Source organism: Pseudomonas sp. 382 (assembly GCF_002759075.1).
Lineage (GTDB): Bacteria > Pseudomonadota > Gammaproteobacteria > Pseudomonadales > Pseudomonadaceae > Aquipseudomonas > Aquipseudomonas vlassakiae.
The window spans coordinates 495431-512576 of the sequence record NZ_PEMX01000001.1; the positions used below are offsets into that span (position 1 = coordinate 495431).

The following is a 17146-nucleotide window of genomic DNA, read 5'->3' on the forward strand; positions in this document are numbered from 1 at the left end:
CTACAATGAATCGCGTAAACCTTTAGGAGCGGGCTTGTCCCGCGATGAGGCCAGCACAGGCGACAAAGAAAAGCCCCGCAAATGCGGGGCTTTCTTGTTTCAGTGAAATCAGATCGAACCTTCGCTCCACTGCCCATTCACCAAGCGACGCAGCCCCAGTGGGTTAGCGTCACGCAGTGCTTCCGGCAGCAGCGCCTGCGGGTAGTTCTGGTAGCACACCGGGCGCAGGAAGCGGTCGATGGCCAAGGTGCCGACCGAGGTGCCACGCGCGTCGGAAGTGGCCGGATACGGGCCGCCGTGGACCATCGCGTCACACACTTCCACACCGGTCGGGTAGCCGTTGACCAGAATACGGCCGACTTTCTCTTCCAGCAGCGGCACCAGCCAGGCGAAGGCCTCGAAGTCCTCCGGCTCGCCGATCAGCGTCGCGGTCAGCTGGCCGCGCAGGCCGAGCAGGGCGTCACGCAGTTGCGCATTGTCCTTGACCTCGACCGCCACGGTGGTCGGGCCGAACACTTCTTCCTGCAGCAGCGGGTCGGCCTCCACCAGCAGGCGGGCATCGGCCTTGAACAGCTGGGCACGGGCCTGGCTGCCTTCCTGGGCCTGGCCGGCCAGATGCTCGATACCGGCGTGGGCGCGCAAGTGCTCCAGGCCGCCAACGTAGCTGCGCAGGCCACCCGCATTGAGCATGGTCTGCCCGGCCTGCTGGTCCAGGTGCTGGCCAAGGTCGCTGAGCAGCTGGCTGTACTGCGCTGACTGCAGGCCGATCACCAGGCCCGGGTTGGTGCAGAACTGCCCGGCACCCATGCACACGGAGCCGGCCAGCTCGCGGGCGATGGCCTCGCCACGCTTGGCCAGGGCACCTGGGAGGATGATCACCGGGTTGATGCTGGACATCTCGGCGAACACCGGAATCGGTTGCGCGCGCTCGGCCGCCATGCGGCACAAGGCGTCACCGCCCTTCAGCGAACCGGTGAAGCCGACGGCCTGAATGGCCGGGTGCTTGACCAGCGGTTCGCCGACGCCAGCGCCAAACACCATGTTGAACACACCTTTGGGCATGCCGGTGCGCTCGGCGGCGCGCTGGATGGCACAGCCGACCAGGTCAGCGGTGGCCATGTGGCCGCTGTGCGCCTTGAACACTACCGGGCAACCGGCGGCCAGGGCTGCGGCGGTGTCACCACCGGCAGTCGAGAAGGCCAGCGGGAAGTTGCTGGCACCGAACACGGCGACCGGGCCGACGCCGATGCGCATCTGGCGCAGGTCTACCCGCGGCAGCGGTTGGCGCTCGGGCAGCGCCAGGTCGATGCGCGCACCGAGGAAATCGCCCCGGCGCAGCACCTGGGCGAACAGGCGCATCTGGCCGCTGGTGCGGCCGCGCTCGCCCTGGATACGAGCGGCGGGCAGGGCGGTTTCGCGGCAGACGATGGCGACGAAGGCGTCGTCCAGTTCGTCCAGTTCGGCAGCGATGGCCTCGAGGAATTCGGCGCGGCGGGCCGGTTTCAGGTTGCGAAATTCGACAAACGCGGCTGCAGCGGCGGTGGCTGCCTGGTCCACTTCGGCCTCGGTGGCCTGGACGAAGCTGTAGGGCAGGGCCTCGCCAGTGGTGGCGTCCAGGCTCTGCAGGCGTTGCGAACCAGCGGCGCTGCGCTGGCCGGCGATGAAGTTGTGGCCGAGGATCTCAGGCATGGGGTGCTCCTGTTGAAGTAGCTGAAGGAATAAGGCAATTCAGGCCGGTCGGCTTGCCCCTGTGGGAGCGGGTTTACCCGCGAACACCGGCGAAGCCGGTGCCATGCACCGAGTCGCCTGCTTCGCGGGTAAACCCGCTCCCACAGGGATCGCGACACATGGGGGTTGCGAGCCAGCCCGATTCATCAGGTGATCGGTGCCGGATTGAACAGGGTGATGTCGTTGTGCAGGCGGTGCTGTTCGGCCCAGGTCTGCTTGCGGCCGCTGGCCACGTCCAGGTAGTAGTGGAACAGCTCCCAGCCCAGTTCTTCGATGGTCGAGCGGCCACTGGCGATGCGCCCGGCGTCGATGTCGATCAGGTCCGGCCAGCGCTGGGCCAGCTCGGTACGGGTGCAGACCTTGACCACGGGGGCCATGGCCAGGCCGTAGGGCGTGCCGCGGCCAGTGGTGAATACATGCAAGTTCATGCCAGCGGCCAGCTGCAGGGTGCCGCAGACGAAGTCGCTGGCCGGGGTGGCGCAGAAGATCAGCCCCTTGCGGTTGACCCGCTCGCCTGGGCCAAGCACGCCCTGAATGGCGCCACTGCCGGACTTGACGATCGAACCGAGGGACTTCTCGACGATGTTCGACAAGCCGCCTTTCTTGTTGCCCGGCGTGGTGTTGGCGCTGCGGTCTGCTGCACCTTGTTGCAGGTAGCGGTCGTACCAGTCCATCTCGCGCACCAGGGCATCGGCGACTTCCTGGTTTTCGGCGCGCGAGGTGAGCATGTAGATGGCATCGCGTACTTCGGTCACTTCCGAGAACAGCACGGTGGCGCCAGCGCGCACCAGCAGGTCGGCGGCAAAGCCGAGCGCCGGGTTGGCGGTGATGCCGGAGAAGGCATCACTGCCGCCGCACTGCATGCCAAGGATCAGCTCGCTGGCCGGCACGGTTTCGCGGCGGCGCTGGTCGAGCTTCTTCAGGCGGGTTTCGGCCAGGCCCATGATCTGCTCGATCATCTCGGCAAAGCCGAGGCTCGCGTCCTGCAGGCGATACAGCCAGGGCTCGCTGAGGTCCACCGACGGGTCGTTGTCGTGCATCACCTGGCCAGCCTGGAGCTTTTCGCAACCCAGGCTGATCACCAGCGCCTCGCCACCGAGGTTGGGGTTGCGCGCCAGGTTGCGCACGGTACGGATCGGGATATAGGCGTCGCGGGCGTTGATCGCCACGCCGCAGCCATAGCTGTGGGTGAGGGCGACCACGTCATCGACGTTGGGGTATTTGGGCAGCAATTCGGCGCGGATGCGTTTGACTGCGTGCTCCAGCACGCCGGTCACGCACTGCACGGTGGTGGTGATGCCGAGGATGTTGCGGGTGCCGACGGTGCCGTCGGCGTTGCGGTAGCCTTCGAAGGTGAAACCGTCCAGCGCTGGCAGGGCATCCGGGACTGCGTCGCAGCGCGGCAGGCTGTCCAGCTCGGGGGCGGCCGGCATGGCCAGCTGGCTTTCCTGCACCCAGCTGCCCTGGCGCAGGTCTTCCAGCGCATACCCGATGATTTGCCCGTAACGACGCACCGGCTCGCCCTTGGCAATCGGCACGGTGGCAACCTTGTGGCTCTGGGGCACGCCTTCGACCAGGGTCAGGCCATCGGCGAAGCGGGCGCCTCCGCCCAGGCCGCCGTCGTTGACCACCACCACGACGTTGTCGTCGTCGTGCAGGCGGACGTAGCGGGGCGAGTCGGAATGTTCGATCAACTGCATGTTTGGGCCCTACTTGTCAGGTTCTCAGGCTTTTTGTACGTCCGCCCGCGCAGGCTTCGGCCGGCGCGGGCGTGTTCACTCAGTGCCGCGAGCTGGCCAGTTCGCCGTTGGCGACCGGCTCAGGCTGTGGCTTTGGGGCATCCTCGCGCAACTCGATACGCTTGATCGGGCCGACGATCACCAGGTAGCTGAACACCGCCACCAGGGCGTTGGCGCCGACGTACACCAGGGCCCACTTGAACGAGCCGGTGGCGCTGATGATGTAGCCGATGACGATCGGGGTGGTGATCGAGGCGATGTTGCCAAAGGTGTTGAACAGGCCACCGGACAGCCCGGCGATCTGCTTGGGCGAGGTGTCGGCCACCACCGCCCAGCCCAATGCACCGATGCCTTTGCCGAAGAAAGCCAGGGTCATGAAACCGACCACCATCCACTCGGCGTCGACATAGTTGCAGAAGACCATGGTGGTCGACAGCAACAGGCCGCAGACGATCGGCAGCTTGCGCGAGAAGGTCAGCGAGTTGCCGCGGCGCAGCAGCCAGTCCGAGATCACCCCACCCAGCACGCCACCAATGAAGCCGCACACCGCCGGCAGCGAGGCGATGAAGCCGGCCTTGAGGATGGTCATGCCGCGTTCCTGCACCAGGTACACCGGGAACCAGGTGAGGAAGAAGTAGGTGATCGCGTTGATGCAGTACTGGCCCAGGTACACGCCCAGCAGCATGCGGCTGGTCAGCAGTTGCTTGATATAGCCCCATTTCGGGCCGTCGTTGCCGCGCTTCTGATCCATGTCGACCAGGCCGCCGTTCTGCTCGATGTGCTCAAGCTCGCTCTGGCTGATGCGTGGGTGCTGGCGCGGGTTGTAGATGGTCTTCAGCCACACCATGGAGAACACGATGCCCAGCGCGCCCATGACCACGAACACGTGCTCCCAGCCGAAGCTGAACACGATCCAGCCCATGATCGGGGCGAACAGTGCGGTGGCGAAGTACTGAGCCGAGTTGAAGATTGCCGACGCGGTGCCGCGTTCCTGGGTCGGGAACCAGGCCGCGACGATACGGGCATTACCCGGGAACGACGGGGCTTCGGCGAAACCGACGAGGAAGCGCAGGGTGAACAGGGTCACCACCGCCCAGGCCACCGGCAGGCCGCCGACAAAGCCCTGCAGCAGGGTGAACAGCGACCAGGTGAAAATGCTGAAGGCATAGACATTCTTCGAGCCGAAGCGGTCCAGCAGCCAGCCACCGGGGATCTGCCCGGCCACGTAAGCCCAGCCGAAGGCGGAGAAAATATAACCAAGGGTAACGGCGTCGATGCCGAGGTCTTTCTGCAGGCTGGAGCCTGCGATAGCGATGGTTGCTCGGTCTGCGTAGTTGATCGTGGTCACCAGGAACAGCATGAACAGGATCAGGTAGCGCACATGCGTCTTTTTAGTCGCTTGCATGCTGTAAACACTCCCACTAGTTATTTTTGTGCGGGCTCACGAGTTGTAGCCGGAGTGGGGCAGGCCCACTCCGGTGGCGGCATTGGCAGGCCGCGGGGCGCGCTTATTGCGGGCCCATCTTGTCCATCAGTGCTGCGAGCATTTCGTACTCTTCGGCGGTCAGGTCGGTCAGCGGGGTACGCACCGGGCCTGCGTCGTAACCGGCGATCCTGGCGCCGGCCTTGACGATGCTCACGGCGTAGCCGGCCTTGCGGTTACGGATGTCCAGGTACGGCAGGAAGAAGTCGTCGATGATCTTGGCCACGGTGGCGTGATCGTCGCGGGCGATGGCGTGGTAGAAGTCCATCGCGGTCTTCGGAATGAAGTTGAACACTGCCGAAGAGTACACCGGCACACCCAATGCCTTGTAGGCCGCTGCATACACTTCGGCAGTCGGCAGGCCACCCAGGTAGCTGAAACGATCACCCAGGCGGCGACGGATCGACACCATCAGTTCGATATCGCCCAGGCCGTCCTTGTAGCCGATCAGGTTCGGGCAGCGCTCGGCCAGTTGTTCCAGCAGGTTGGCGTTCAGGCGGCAGACGTTGCGGTTGTACACCACCACACCGATGTTGACCGATTTGCACACCGCTTCGACGTGGGCGGCAACGCCGTCCTGGCTGGCTTCGGTGAGGTAGTGCGGCAGCAGCAGCAGGCCCTTGGCGCCCAGGCGCTCGGCTTCTTGTGCGTATTCGATGGCCTGGCGGGTGGAACCACCGACGCCGGCGAGGATTGGCACCGACCTGGCGCAGGTGTCGACCGCCGTCTTGATCACTTGGCTGTATTCGCTGGCGGCCAGGGAGAAGAACTCACCGGTGCCACCGGCGGCGAACAGGGCGCTGGCGCCGTAAGGGGCGAGCCACTCCAGGCGCTTGATGTAGCCAGCCTGGTTGAAGTCGCCCTGGGCATTGAAGTCGGTGACCGGGAAAGACAGCAGGCCGTGGGAGAGGATGGATTTCAGTTCTTGTGGGGTCATTGTTGTAGGCATCCTGTGGCGCTTGGGGTGTAGGGTGTTGTTCTGCGTTAGAGGTAAGTTATCGTACAACTAAGGCGATGACTAGTCCCCTTGCATAAATTTTTGTGTGGGCGTCTAGGTGATCGGTTCGAGGTGTGTGTGGGGGCGGATATCGAGCGCCGCCCGCGCGGCGCATCGCGGGCAAGCCCGCTCCCACATCTGTTTCGGGCCAATCACTCCTATGAAGCCAACAGGGACCGCCTAGTTGGCATGGCGATGCATCTCGGTGGGCGCTGATGCCGCTCCACCTGTCTCCAGTCATGCACCAAGGCAGATCCTGTTGGCGGTACAGGAGTGACTGGCCCGAAACAGATGTGGGAGCGGGCTTGCCCGCGATGCGCCGCGCGGGCGGCGCTCGATCTGACAGGCGCAGAAAATCTAACGACGACCACTAGGCAGTCATCGTATCTCTTGAGAGGAGGGAAACAAAAAAACGATCGCGGAGACAGGCACAAGCCCGCCGCCCGCTTCCACGGGAAGTGTTCTGGGACCAGCAGAGGGTGACCGGGGAAGCGGGGGCGACCTTGCGCCGCCCCGCGATCAAAGCTAACGAAGCTGAAACCGAGTGTCAGGCTGCCTGTTGGCGCTTGATCTGGCTTTTGCGCACCTGGGCGCGGCAGGCGTCGCCGAAGGCCTGGAAGATCTTGATCGAATCAGGGTTCTTCGCCGCTTGCCATTCCGGGTGCCACTGCACGGCAAACAGGAACGGCGAGATGCTTGGAGCGTGGATCGCCTCGACCAAGCCATCTTCGGCGTGGGCGATCGGCTCGATGCCGGCGCCGAGGTTGCGCAGGCCCTGGCCGTGCAGCGAGTTGACGCGGATCTCGTCGGTGCCCAGGGTCTCACGCAGCCAGCTGTCCGGCTTGATCTTCACGCCATGCACCTGGGCGTATTGCACATCGACCGGGTCTTCCGGGTTTTCCCGATGGTCGTTGAAGCCAGGCTCGGCGTAGACCTTCTGGTAAATGTCGCCGCCCAGGGCAACGTTGATTTCCTGCATGCCGCGGCAGATGCCGAAGATCGGCAGGCCGCGCTTGAGCGCCGCCTTCACCAGCGGGATGTCGAACAGGTCGCGGTTCTTGTCCTGGCCTTTGCCGGGGGTTTCGTTTTCCTGGCCGTACAGGGTCGGGTCGATGTTACTACCGGCACCGGTCAGGTACACGCCGTCGGCCATGTCCAGATAGGTCTCCAGGTCATCGATGCCACAGCAGGTGGGCACCAGTACCGGGACGCAATCGGCAAAGTCGACCAGCGGGGTGATGTATTTGTGGGTCATGACCTGATAGTCATGGCCTTTGCGCTCTTGGCTGCCCATGGTCATCAGGACGACGGGTTTGCGCAGGGAAGGTTGCTTGTTGCCAATGTTGCTGTTGGACATATGTCACCTTATGACAGGGCTCTGCCTGTCGTTGTTGTGCAGGTGCACGGCCGGTGGCCAAATTGTGCTACCTGAAGTCCCGAGCACTGCCGGCTCATCACAGGACGATTCCGGTCGGGGCTTGTAGATAGCTTGCCAGAGCCGTTCGATATGTCAAACGAGCAAAAAGCGGTTAGGGCGCCGAATTACGGGGGTGTAACCCTTGCGAGCCTGAGCCGGCAAGGGTTTGGCGGGGGGTATGGTCAATTATATTTAACGACGCAGTCGGTTCATTGCAGCGCTGCAATGATCGACCGCTCAGTGCAGTATCTGCGCCAGGAAGGCCTTGGCCCGTGCAGTGCGCGGCTGGTTGAAGAACACCTGGGGCGGGCTGTCCTCGATGATCTGCCCGCCTTCGAGGAACAGCACCCGCTCCGCCACCTGGCGGGCAAAGCCCATTTCGTGGGTGACGCACAGCATGGTCATGCCGGTGCCGGCCAGTTGCACCAGTACGTCCAGCACCTCGGCGACCATCTCGGGGTCGAGCGCCGAGGTCGGCTCGTCGAACAGCATGATCCGCGGCTTCATGCACAGCGCCCGGGCGATGGCCACGCGCTGCTGCTGGCCACCGGACAACTGGCTGGGGTACTTGTGCGCCTGGCTCTCGATACCTACCTTGCTCAGGTACATGCGCGCCCGTTCCTCGGCGTCCTTGCGCGACAGGCCGCGCACGCTGGTGGGGGCGAGCAGGCAGTTGTCCAGCACGCTCATGTGCGGGAACAGGTTGAAGTGCTGGAACACCATGCCGATCTCGCTGCGCACCTGGGCCGCCTGGCGGGTGTTGGCGGCCAGGTCGATGCCGGCAACCCGGATGCTGCCCTGTTCGGCGATTTCCAGGCGGTTGATGCAACGGATCAGCGTCGATTTGCCCGAACCGGACGGGCCACACAGGACAATGCGCTCACCTTCGCGCACCTGCAGGTCGATGTCGTGCAGCACGTGGAAGGCGCCATAGTGCTTGTTCAGGCCCTCGATGCGGATCAGCTCCGGACGAGGGTCAGTTTCGGGGGCAAGGCTGGCAACGCTCATGGGGGCGGTCATGTTGTTGTTCTCCCGCTGGGTGTCAGTCGAAACGTGCCGCGCTGTAAGGCGCAGGGTCAGTGAAAGGGCGCTCGCCTGTGAGCAGCTCGGCCACCAGGCGGCCGCTGACCGGGCCCAGGGTGAGGCCGTGGTGGGCGTGGCCGAAATTGAACCAAAGGCCTTTATGCCGTGGCGCAGGGCCGATTACCGGACGCATGTCGGGCAGGCATGGCCGGCGGCCGAGCCAGGGCTTGTCATCAAGGCGCTCACCCAGCGCCGGGAACAGCTTGCGGGCCAGCGCTTCGCAGCGCTTGAGCTGGATCTCGTTGCCCGGTGCGTCACTGGCAGCGAACTCGATACCGGTGGTCAGGCGCACGCCGCGGGCCATCGGGGCTAGCACATAGCCACCCTGGGTGTCGCAGATCGCATGCAGCAGCTGGGTACCCTCGCGGGTGCTGTAGTGCATGTGGTAGCCACGCTTGATGCCCAGCGGAATGCGGTAGCCCAGGCGCTCGAACAGGTCGCCCGACTGTGGCCCGAGGCAGGCCACCACCTCCTCGGCGGTAATCAGCCCCCGTTGGCTGTCGGCCTGCCACCGGCCGTCGACCTGGCGCAGGCTGCGCGCATCGCCATGCACGAACTGCCCGCCGCGCTGTACGAACAGTGCGGCATAGCCACGGGTGAGGGCGCCGGGGTTGGTGACGGTCTTCGGATCGAGCCAATGGATGCCGCCAACCACCGTGCTGTCGAGCTGGTGCTCGCGCGCCTGCAGCTGGCCACGTTCGAGGATTTCGTACTGCAGGCCGTAACGGGCCAGGCCCTTGAGCTCGGCCTTGGCCTGCTCGAACAGCGCCGGGGTGCGATACACCTCGATCCAGCCTTTGGCCTGGATCAGCCCTTCAAGGCCGGCCGCCTGGACCAGTGCATCATGTTCCTCGACGCTGCGCTGGACCAGCGGCAGCATGTCGGCCGCCGCCCCGGCCAGGCGCCCGGGCGTCGACTGTTGCCAGTAGCGCAGCAGCCACGGCGCCGCCTTGGGCAAGTGCAGCACGCTGTAGCGCACATCGGGCTGGCGGTTCAGGCCATAGCGCAGCAAGGCGCCGAATTGCCGCGGGAAGGCATAGGGGATCACGCTGGAGCGCTCGATCAGCCCGGCGTTGCCATGGCTGGTGCCGGTGCCGGGGTCGTCGCGGTCGAGCAGGATCACCTGGCGCCCGCGGGCCTGCAGGTGCAGTGCGGTGCTGACACCGACGATGCCGGCGCCGAGGACAAGGGTCTGGCAATGCATGGATATATCCTTCGGTCAGTTCAGGTGGCGGCCCAGGCGGGCTTCCAGGTGTTTGAGCACGCGTCGGACCAGTTCGACGATCAGCAGGTAGAGCACCGCGGCCCAGAGGTAGATCTGGAAGTCGAAACTGCGCGAGAACGCCAGCTTGGTCACGCCCATCAAGTCATAGAGGGTCACCAGCGAGGCGATGGCGCTGGCCTTGATCATCAGGATCAGCTCGTTGCCCAGCGGCCCGATGGCCACCAGCAACGATTGCGGCAGGATGACCTTGAAGAAGGTGGTTGAACGCTTGAGGTTCAGCGCCCGTGCCGCTTCGTACTGGCCCGGCGCAACGGCCATCAGGCTGCCGCGGAAGATCTCGGCCTGGTAGGCGGCGGTGTTGAGGGTGAACGCCAGCAACGTGCAGAACCAGGCTTCACGGAAGAACCACCAGAGGCCGAGGTCCTGCCAGAAGCCTTTGAGCGAGCCCAGGCCGTAATACAACAGGAACAGCTGGGCCAGCAGCGGCGAGCCGCGGAAGAAGTAGATGTAGCCGGCCGCCAAGCGTTGCAGCAGCGAGTGGCGCGACAGGCGCGCCAGGGCCAGCAACAGGCCGAGCACGGCGCCCAGGCTGAAGGAGATTGCCACCAGCTTGGCGGTCACCAGCAGGCCATCGACGAAGCGCGGCCCATAGCGCTCCAGCAGGTCCGGGTCCAGTACCAGGCCCAGCAGTTGTTCGGCACTCATGCGCGTGCTCCTTGCAGGTGGCGGTTGCTGCGCCGCTCGATATAGGCGAACACCCGTCCCGAGGCGGCCGAGAACAGCAGGTAAGCCAGGCAGGCAACGCCATAGAAGAACATCGGCTCCTTGGTCACGCTGACCGCAAGGTTGGTCTGGCGCATCAGGTCGACCAGCGAGATGGTCGATACCAGCGACGTGTCCTTGAGCAACGACAGCCAATTGTTCGACAGGCCCGGCAGGGCGATGCGCGTCAGTTGCGGCAGCACCACCTTGAAGAACCCGGTGCGCTTGCTCAGGCCCAGCGCCGAGCAGGCCTCCAGTTGCCCTTTGGGCAGGGTCTTGAATGCCGCCAGCCAGATCTCGCTGGAGAACGCTGCGAACACCAGGCTGAAGGCGATCATCGCGGCCAGGAAGGTGTTGATCAGGAATTCGCCTTCATAACCCATCGCCGCCAGCAGCTTTTGCGCGGCGATCTGGCAGCCGTAGTAGATGATCAGCAAGGTCAGCAGCTCGGGCAGGCCGCGGAATACGGTGGAAAAGGTGGTGGCCCAGGCGCGTGGCAGGCGCTTGCGCGAACGCGCCGCCAGGGCTACGGCCAGGCCCAGCGGCAGGCCGATGGGCAGGCAGGCGAGGGCCAGAGAAACGGTGACCAGGGCGCCGGCCAGCAGCGCCTGGCCCCAGCCACCACTGGCGAAGGACAGCAAGGACAATTGATCGAGCATGACGAACCCCTTGGGCGGGTAATGCGGTCTCTGTGTAGGAGCGGCCTTGTGTCGCGAAAGGGCTGCGCAGCGGCCCCAGGATTTATGCAGCAGCACAGATTGCCGGGGCCGCTATGCGGCCCTTTCGCGACACAAGGCCGCTCCTACAGGGATTTCGCAAAGACTTTCTACGGATCAGTTGTAGATATCGAAGGCAAAGTACTTGCTGGCGATCTTCTGGTAGGTGCCGTTGGCGACAATCTCGGCCAGTGCGGTGTTCAGCCGCTGGCGCAGGGCGTCATCGTCCTTGCGCACGGCTATCGCAGCGTCGGCCTTGGTGTTGGCTACATCGCCAAGGATCTTGCAGCAGTCGCCGCCGTTCTTGTTCATCCACTCGTGCAGCGGGAACTTGTCGGCGATCACCCCGTCCAGGCGCCCGGCGGCAAGGTCGGCGTTGGCCTCGTCCATGGTCGGGTACAGCTTCACCTCGGCGCCGGCCTTGGCATACACGTCTTCGGCATAGATGGCCTGGGTCGAGGACGACTGGGCGCCGACCGTGTAGCCGTCGAACTTGGTCTGGGCGTCGCCGATCTTGCTGTCCTTGGCCACAGCGACGGTCAGCGGGGTGCGGTAGTAGTGATCAGTGAAGGCGATTTTCTTGCGCCGTTCCTCGGTATCGATCATCGAGGCCACCACCGCGTCGTACTTGCGCGCCATCAAGGCGGGAATGATACCTTCCCAGTCCTGGGCAACCAGGGTGCATTCGACTTTCATCTGCTCGCACAGGGCATGGGTGATGTCGATGTCGAAGCCGTGCAGCTGGTTATCGGCATCGACATAGTTGAAGGGCGGGTAGGCACCTTCGGTGGCGAAGCGCAGGGTCTCGGCGCTGGCGTTGCCCGCCAGCAGCAGGGCACACGCACCCAGCATAGCCATGGTCTTGTTCATTTCGCACCTCTTGCACTCTTGCTATTGTTGTTTGCCCGCCGGCCACGAGGTGTAGCCGACGAACTCGTTATGTAGAGCGGCAGTTGCTTCCAAGCGTTTTTCAACATCAGGCCCGAGCTTCTTGCAGACCTCGTTGACCATCAGGTGCACCCACGACAGCATGGTCGCGGTGGATTCCCAGAACAGGTTGAATTCGGTGGGGATGCGGAACACTTCGTCGGCATGGGCATCGGCCCAGTCGCAGAAGGTGTCGGTCACCAAGGTGACCGGGATGCCGGCGGCGCGTGCCTTCTGGCACAGCTGCAGGGCATGGCGCGAATAGCGGCGGGCCTCGAACACCACCAGCGCGGTGTCTTCGCTGCGGCCGAGCAGCACGTCGCCGAAGTGCCCGGCGCTGCCATCGACCTGTTGCACGCCATCGCGCAGGTACTGCAGCAGGTGGCTCATGCACATGGCAATGCCGCGTTCGGTCTGGAAGCCGGCGATGCACACCCGGGGCTTTTCGGCCAGGCGCTGGGCCACGGCGTGCCAGGCGTCGCTCTGGCGGTATTCGTGCACGCGCACCAGGGCCGCGATTTCCCGCTCGAGGCTGCCGGCGTTGTCGCGGTCATCCTGGTTCTGGCGGTATTCTTGCAGGCGATCACCCATCAGCCAGGGGCCGTCGCCGAGGTCGCTCTGCAGGTCTTGCTTGAGGGCCTTGAGATGGGCATAACCGAGGGAGCGGCAGAAACGCCCGACACTGGACTCGCTGACACCCAGCTTGGCGGCAATGCTGGCCGAGGTCTGGAACGGCAGTTCGTGCAGGTTGGCGAGCATGTAGCTGGCGATCTTGCGGCCTGAGGCTGCGGCCCCTTGCAGGCTGTTTTCCAGGCGTTGCTTGATCGGTTGGCTCATGCTGCGGCTCCAGGTGAGGCGTGGAATAGAAAATGGCTGTTTTCTGTCATCGAGTCAACATTTGACAGATAGCTGTCACTTATCGGAAAGTTTTTGTCGTTGCATACGCTGTTGCCATTCCAATTCCAAGAAAGGAGCTACAGATGTCCGCACCTTCCGCCAGCCCGCTCGTGCGCCTGCCCTTCGCCGAGCTGCAGGGGCTGTTGCAAGCGATCCTCCAGCAGCACGGTTGCAGCGAGGCGGTGGCCAACGTGCTGGCCCACAACTGCGCCAGTGCCCAACGCGATGGCGCCCACAGCCATGGCGTGTTCCGTATCCCCGGTTACGTTTCGACCCTGGCCAGTGGCTGGGTCGACGGGCGTGCCATCCCCCAGGTGACCGACCTGGCGCCAGGCTACGTGCGCGTGGATGCCGCCGGTGGTTTCGCCCAGCCCGCCCTGGCCGCAGCGCGTCGGTTGCTGGTGGAAAAGGCCCGCAGCGCCGGCATTGCCGTGCTGGCGATCCACAACTCGCACCATTTCGCCGCACTGTGGCCGGATGTCGAACCCTTTGCCGATGAGGGCCTGGTGGCGCTGAGCGTGGTCAACAGCATGACCTGCGTGGTGCCGCACGGTGCGCGCAAACCGTTGTTCGGCACCAACCCGATCGCCTTCGCCGCGCCGTGCGCCGGGCATGACCCGATCGTATTCGACATGGCCACCAGCGCCATGGCCCACGGCGATGTGCAGATCGCTGCGCGGGCCGGCCAGGCATTGCCCGAGGGCATGGGCGTGGATGCCCAGGGCCAGCCGACCACCGACCCCAAGGCCATTCTCGAAGGCGGCGCGCTGTTGCCATTTGGCGGGCACAAGGGTTCGGCGCTGTCGATGATGGTCGAGTTGCTGGCGGCGGCGCTGACCGGCGGGCATTTCTCCTGGGAATTCGACTGGTCCGGCCACCCGGGGGCGAAAACACCGTGGACCGGGCAACTGATCATCGTCATCGACCCAAGCAAGGCCGAAGGTGACCGGTTTGCCCAGCGCAGCCGCGAACTGGTTGAGCACATGCAAGCCGCCGGGTTGTCGCGCATGCCAGGCGAGCGTCGCTACCGCGAGCGGAAACAGGCCGAGCGGGAAGGGGTGGCGGTGACTGAACAAGAGTTGCAAGGACTGAAAGAATTGCTTGGCTGATCCGGCCTCTTCGCGGGCAAGCCCGCAGGGACTGCACAGTCCCAAGGGCTGTGATATCCCTGTGGCAGCGGGCATGCCCGCGAAGAATCCAGCGCGAATCCCCAGCTGTGCAAAGTTGCATAGACAACCTTGCACTTATGTGATGTTCCTTGGGCCCGACTCCGGGTATCCTCAGGGCAGTCTTTCCGAACTGTCCTGATCCAAGGAGCTGCACGCTGTGTTCAAACATGTCGATGCCTATGCCGGCGACCCGATCCTCTCGTTGATGGAAACCTTCAAGGCCGACCCGCGCGCCGACAAGGTCAACCTGAGTATCGGCCTGTACTACGATGAGGCCGGTGTGGTGCCGCAGCTGGAAGCGGTGGATGCGGTGGAAAAGCGCATTGCCGGCCAGGCCCATGAAGCCTCGCTGTACCTGCCGATGGAAGGCCTGGCCAGCTATCGCCAGGCGATCCAGGCGCTGCTGTTCGGTGCCGACCACCCGGCCGTGACCGGCAAGCGCGTGGCCACCGTGCAGACCGTCGGCGGCTCCGGCGCGCTGAAAGTCGGTGCTGACTTCCTCAAGCGCTACTTCCCGCAGTCGGAAGTCTGGGTCAGCAACCCGACCTGGGACAACCACCGTGCCATTTTCGAAGGTGCCGGGTTCAAGGTGCACACCTACCCGTACTTCGACCAGGCCAGCCGTGGCGTCGACTTCGACGGCATGCTGCAGGCCCTGCAAGGCCTGCCGGCCAACAGCATCGTGCTGCTGCACCCGTGCTGCCACAACCCGACCGGTGCCGACCTCGAGCCGGCCCAGTGGCAGCAGGTGGTGGAAGTGGTCAAGGCGCGCCAGCTGATTCCGTTCCTCGACATCGCCTACCAGGGCTTCGGCGCAGGCCTGGTGGAAGACGCCTACGCCATCCGCGAAATGGCCCGTGCCGGCGTGCCGTGCCTGGTCAGCAACTCGTTCTCCAAGATCTTCTCGCTGTACGGCGAGCGGGTAGGGGGCCTGTCGGTGATCTGCGACGACGAAGCCACCACCCAGAGCGTGCTCGGCCAGCTCAAGGCCACCGTGCGTCGCAACTACTCCAGCCCGCCCAACTTCGGTGCCCAGCTGGTGGCAGGCGTGCTCGGCGATGCCGCGCTCAACGCCCAGTGGGCCGCAGAGGTGGAAGTGATGCGCAAGCGCATCCTCGACATGCGCCAGGCGCTGGTCGATGCCCTGGCGGTGCTGCTGCCAGGCCAGGATTTCCAGTTCTTCCTGCGCCAGCGCGGCATGTTCAGCTACACCGGCTTCAGCGTCGAGCAGGTGCGTCGCCTGCGTGACGAGTTCGGCGTGTACCTGATCGACAGCGGCCGGGTGTGCATGTCTGGCCTGCGCCCAGCCAACCTGCAGCGGGTTGCCGAGGCGTTCGCCGCAGTACAGAAGTAATTTCGGTTCTGCGCAGCCCTTGCAGGAGCGGCCTTGTGTCGCCAAAGGGCCGCAACGCGGCCCCAGCAATCTGTGGCTCTGCACAGATCTGGGGCCGCTGCGCAGCCCTTTCGCGACACAAGGCCGCTCCTGCAATCAGCCCCATCTGTGCAACCTGCTTGTAAAGACAAGTGCAACCGCCTCTCGGAAAGGGGCTTCGCAAGTGCAACCTTTCGGTGCACAATCGCGCCCCTCTTTCCCGGTTGAGTTGGGCGATCACGCAATTTCGCCATTCTCAGCCTGTTGCAGTCTTGCGAGTGGAGCTTCACCCGGAATGAATGAGCAGGCCCCAAGCGTTGAACAACGCTTTGCAGAATCGACCCCCGCCACCCTCGGCAGCTGGTCGCGTAACGACACCACCTGGATGCTGGGCCTGTTCGGCACGGCCATCGGCGCAGGCACCTTGTTCCTGCCGATCAACGCCGGTCTGGGCGGCTTCTGGCCGCTGCTGATCCTGGCCGCGCTGGCCTTCCCGATGACCTATTTCTCGCACCGTGGCCTGACCCGCTTCGTGCTGTCCGGGCGTAGCGGCGGCGACATCACCCAAGTGGTCGAAGAGCACTTCGGCATCAAGGCCGGTGCGCTGATCACCGTGCTGTACTTCTTCGCCATCTTCCCGATCCTGCTTATCTATAGCGTGGCGCTGACCAACACCGTCAGCAGCTTCATGGAGCACCAACTGCACATGGCGCCGCCACCACGGGCAGTGCTGTCATTCGTGCTGATCCTTGGCCTGCTGGCGATCGTGCGCTGCGGCGAGCAGGCCACGGTCAAGGTCATGAGCCTGCTGGTGTACCCGTTCATCGTTGCGTTGGGGCTACTGGGTCTGTACCTGATTCCGCACTGGACCGGTGGCATCCTCGACAGCGCCGCCCAGGTGCCGTCGGGCTCGGCCTTCCTGCACACCCTGTGGCTGGCCATTCCGGTGATGGTGTTCTCGTTCAACCATTCGCCGATCATCTCGGCCTTCGCCGTCGACCAGAAGCGCAGCTATGGCGAACACGCCGACGAGCGCAGCGGCCAGATACTGCGCCGTGCCCACCTGCTGATGGTGGTGATGGTGCTGTTCTTCGTGTTCAGCTGCGTGCTCACCCTGAGCAGCGCCCAGCTGGCCGAGGCGAAGGCGCAGAACCTGTCGATCCTGTCGTACCTGGCCAACCACTTCAGCAATCCGACCATTGCCTTTGCCGCGCCACTGATCGCCTTTGTCGCCATTGCCAAGTCATTCCTGGGCCACTACATCGGTGCCAGTGAAGGCCTCAAGGGCATCATCGCCAAGGCCGGTGCCCGCCCAGGCGCCAAGACCCTGGATCGCGTGGTCGCCGCGCTGATGCTGGTGGTCTGCTGGATCGTCGCCACCCTCAATCCGAGCATCCTTGGCATGATCGAATCGCTCGGCGGCCCGATCCTCGCCGTGCTGCTGTTCCTGATGCCGATGTACGCCATCCGTCGCGTGCCGTCGATGCGCCAATACAGTGGTGCGCTGTCGAACGTGTTCGTGGTGGTGGTCGGCCTGGTTGCGCTGACCTCCGTGGTGTACAGCCTGATCAGCTGACTCACTGCCTGAATCGGAAAAAGCCCGGGGCGTTTGTCGCCATCCGGGCTTTTTT

General features: G+C 64.4%; 14 protein-coding genes. 3 read left to right on the plus strand and 11 right to left on the minus strand.

Features of this window, described 5'->3' with window-relative positions; all coding sequences use genetic code 11:
* Positions 1-108: 108 nt before the first annotated feature.
* The 11 genes from CQW31_RS02560 to CQW31_RS02620 all read right to left on the minus strand — a co-directional run bounded on the left by CQW31_RS02560 (position 109) and on the right by CQW31_RS02620 (position 12914).
* Positions 109-1689 (minus strand): aldehyde dehydrogenase (NADP(+)), encoded by a 1581-nt coding sequence (locus tag CQW31_RS02560; RefSeq protein ID WP_099813656.1) that lies wholly within the window; start codon positions 1687-1689, stop codon positions 109-111.
* Positions 1690-1874: 185 nt separating this feature from the next.
* A complete protein-coding gene (gene garD / locus CQW31_RS02570; RefSeq protein ID WP_099813657.1) occupies positions 1875-3428 on the minus strand; it encodes a galactarate dehydratase in 1554 nt (517 codons plus the stop codon).
* Between the two features lie 79 nt (positions 3429-3507).
* Positions 3508-4872 (minus strand): MFS transporter, encoded by a 1365-nt coding sequence (locus tag CQW31_RS02575; RefSeq protein ID WP_099813658.1) that lies wholly within the window; start codon positions 4870-4872, stop codon positions 3508-3510.
* A gap of 103 nt (positions 4873-4975) precedes the next feature.
* Positions 4976-5887: a 5-dehydro-4-deoxyglucarate dehydratase gene (gene kdgD / locus CQW31_RS02580; protein WP_054887618.1), complete on the minus strand. Its 912-nt coding sequence runs from the start codon at positions 5885-5887 to the stop codon at positions 4976-4978.
* A gap of 607 nt (positions 5888-6494) precedes the next feature.
* Positions 6495-7304: a gamma-glutamyl-gamma-aminobutyrate hydrolase family protein gene (locus CQW31_RS02590; RefSeq protein ID WP_054886601.1), complete on the minus strand. Its 810-nt coding sequence runs from the start codon at positions 7302-7304 to the stop codon at positions 6495-6497.
* A gap of 297 nt (positions 7305-7601) precedes the next feature.
* Positions 7602-8384 carry an amino acid ABC transporter ATP-binding protein gene (locus CQW31_RS02595; RefSeq protein WP_054886600.1) on the minus strand — a complete coding sequence of 261 codons (783 nt, stop codon included), beginning with the start codon at positions 8382-8384 and terminating at the stop codon, positions 7602-7604.
* A 22-nt stretch (positions 8385-8406) separates the two neighbouring features.
* Positions 8407-9651, minus strand: coding sequence for an FAD-binding oxidoreductase (locus CQW31_RS02600; protein ID WP_099813659.1), 1245 nt, complete (start codon positions 9649-9651; stop codon positions 8407-8409).
* 15 nt (positions 9652-9666) lie between these two features.
* Complete coding sequence (locus CQW31_RS02605; protein WP_099813660.1) at positions 9667-10377, minus strand: ABC transporter permease; 711 nt, start codon at positions 10375-10377, stop codon at positions 9667-9669.
* Positions 10374-11093: an ABC transporter permease gene (locus CQW31_RS02610; protein WP_054886597.1), complete on the minus strand. Its 720-nt coding sequence runs from the start codon at positions 11091-11093 to the stop codon at positions 10374-10376. The genes CQW31_RS02605 and CQW31_RS02610 overlap by 4 nt, the downstream gene beginning before the upstream one ends.
* Before the next feature lie 174 nt (positions 11094-11267).
* Positions 11268-12020: a transporter substrate-binding domain-containing protein gene (locus CQW31_RS02615; RefSeq protein ID WP_054886596.1), complete on the minus strand. Its 753-nt coding sequence runs from the start codon at positions 12018-12020 to the stop codon at positions 11268-11270.
* Positions 12021-12041: 21 nt separating this feature from the next.
* Positions 12042-12914: a MurR/RpiR family transcriptional regulator gene (locus CQW31_RS02620; RefSeq protein ID WP_054886595.1), complete on the minus strand. Its 873-nt coding sequence runs from the start codon at positions 12912-12914 to the stop codon at positions 12042-12044.
* A 143-nt stretch (positions 12915-13057) separates the two neighbouring features.
* Here CQW31_RS02620 and CQW31_RS02625 point away from each other — a divergent pair, with 143 nt between their 5' ends.
* The 3 genes from CQW31_RS02625 to CQW31_RS02640 all read left to right on the plus strand — a co-directional run bounded on the left by CQW31_RS02625 (position 13058) and on the right by CQW31_RS02640 (position 17091).
* Entirely contained in the window at positions 13058-14083 is a 1026-nt protein-coding gene (locus CQW31_RS02625) for an Ldh family oxidoreductase (RefSeq protein ID WP_099813661.1), read from the plus strand.
* Positions 14084-14300: 217 nt separating this feature from the next.
* Positions 14301-15497: an amino acid aminotransferase gene (locus CQW31_RS02630; protein WP_099813662.1), complete on the plus strand. Its 1197-nt coding sequence runs from the start codon at positions 14301-14303 to the stop codon at positions 15495-15497.
* Positions 15498-15810: 313 nt separating this feature from the next.
* The gene (locus tag CQW31_RS02640; RefSeq protein WP_099813664.1) at positions 15811-17091 is read left to right on the plus strand and encodes a serine/threonine transporter; all 1281 of its coding nucleotides are present in this window, start codon (positions 15811-15813) and stop codon (positions 17089-17091) included.
* Positions 17092-17146 lie beyond the last annotated feature (55 nt).

Bases quoted from the DNA above. Each gene is read 5' to 3' on its own strand.
- CQW31_RS02620 (WP_054886595.1), bottom strand. From the start codon at position 12,914: ATGAGCCAACCGATCAAGCAACGCCTGGAAAACAGCCTGCAAGGGGCC.
- CQW31_RS02610 (WP_054886597.1), bottom strand. From the start codon at position 11,093: ATGCTCGATCAATTGTCCTTGCTGTCCTTCGCCAGTGGTGGCTGGGGC.
- CQW31_RS02590 (WP_054886601.1), bottom strand. From the start codon at position 7,304: ATGTCCAACAGCAACATTGGCAACAAGCAACCTTCCCTGCGCAAACCC.
- CQW31_RS02560 (WP_099813656.1), bottom strand. From the start codon at position 1,689: ATGCCTGAGATCCTCGGCCACAACTTCATCGCCGGCCAGCGCAGCGCC.
- CQW31_RS02595 (WP_054886600.1), bottom strand. From the start codon at position 8,384: ATGACCGCCCCCATGAGCGTTGCCAGCCTTGCCCCCGAAACTGACCCT.
- CQW31_RS02600 (WP_099813659.1), bottom strand. From the start codon at position 9,651: ATGCATTGCCAGACCCTTGTCCTCGGCGCCGGCATCGTCGGTGTCAGC.
- kdgD (WP_054887618.1), bottom strand. From the start codon at position 5,887: ATGACCCCACAAGAACTGAAATCCATCCTCTCCCACGGCCTGCTGTCT.
- CQW31_RS02615 (WP_054886596.1), bottom strand. From the start codon at position 12,020: ATGAACAAGACCATGGCTATGCTGGGTGCGTGTGCCCTGCTGCTGGCG.
- garD (WP_099813657.1), bottom strand. From the start codon at position 3,428: ATGCAGTTGATCGAACATTCCGACTCGCCCCGCTACGTCCGCCTGCAC.
- CQW31_RS02605 (WP_099813660.1), bottom strand. From the start codon at position 10,377: ATGAGTGCCGAACAACTGCTGGGCCTGGTACTGGACCCGGACCTGCTG.
- CQW31_RS02625 (WP_099813661.1), top strand. From the start codon at position 13,058: ATGTCCGCACCTTCCGCCAGCCCGCTCGTGCGCCTGCCCTTCGCCGAG.
- CQW31_RS02640 (WP_099813664.1), top strand. From the start codon at position 15,811: ATGAATGAGCAGGCCCCAAGCGTTGAACAACGCTTTGCAGAATCGACC.
- CQW31_RS02575 (WP_099813658.1), bottom strand. From the start codon at position 4,872: ATGCAAGCGACTAAAAAGACGCATGTGCGCTACCTGATCCTGTTCATG.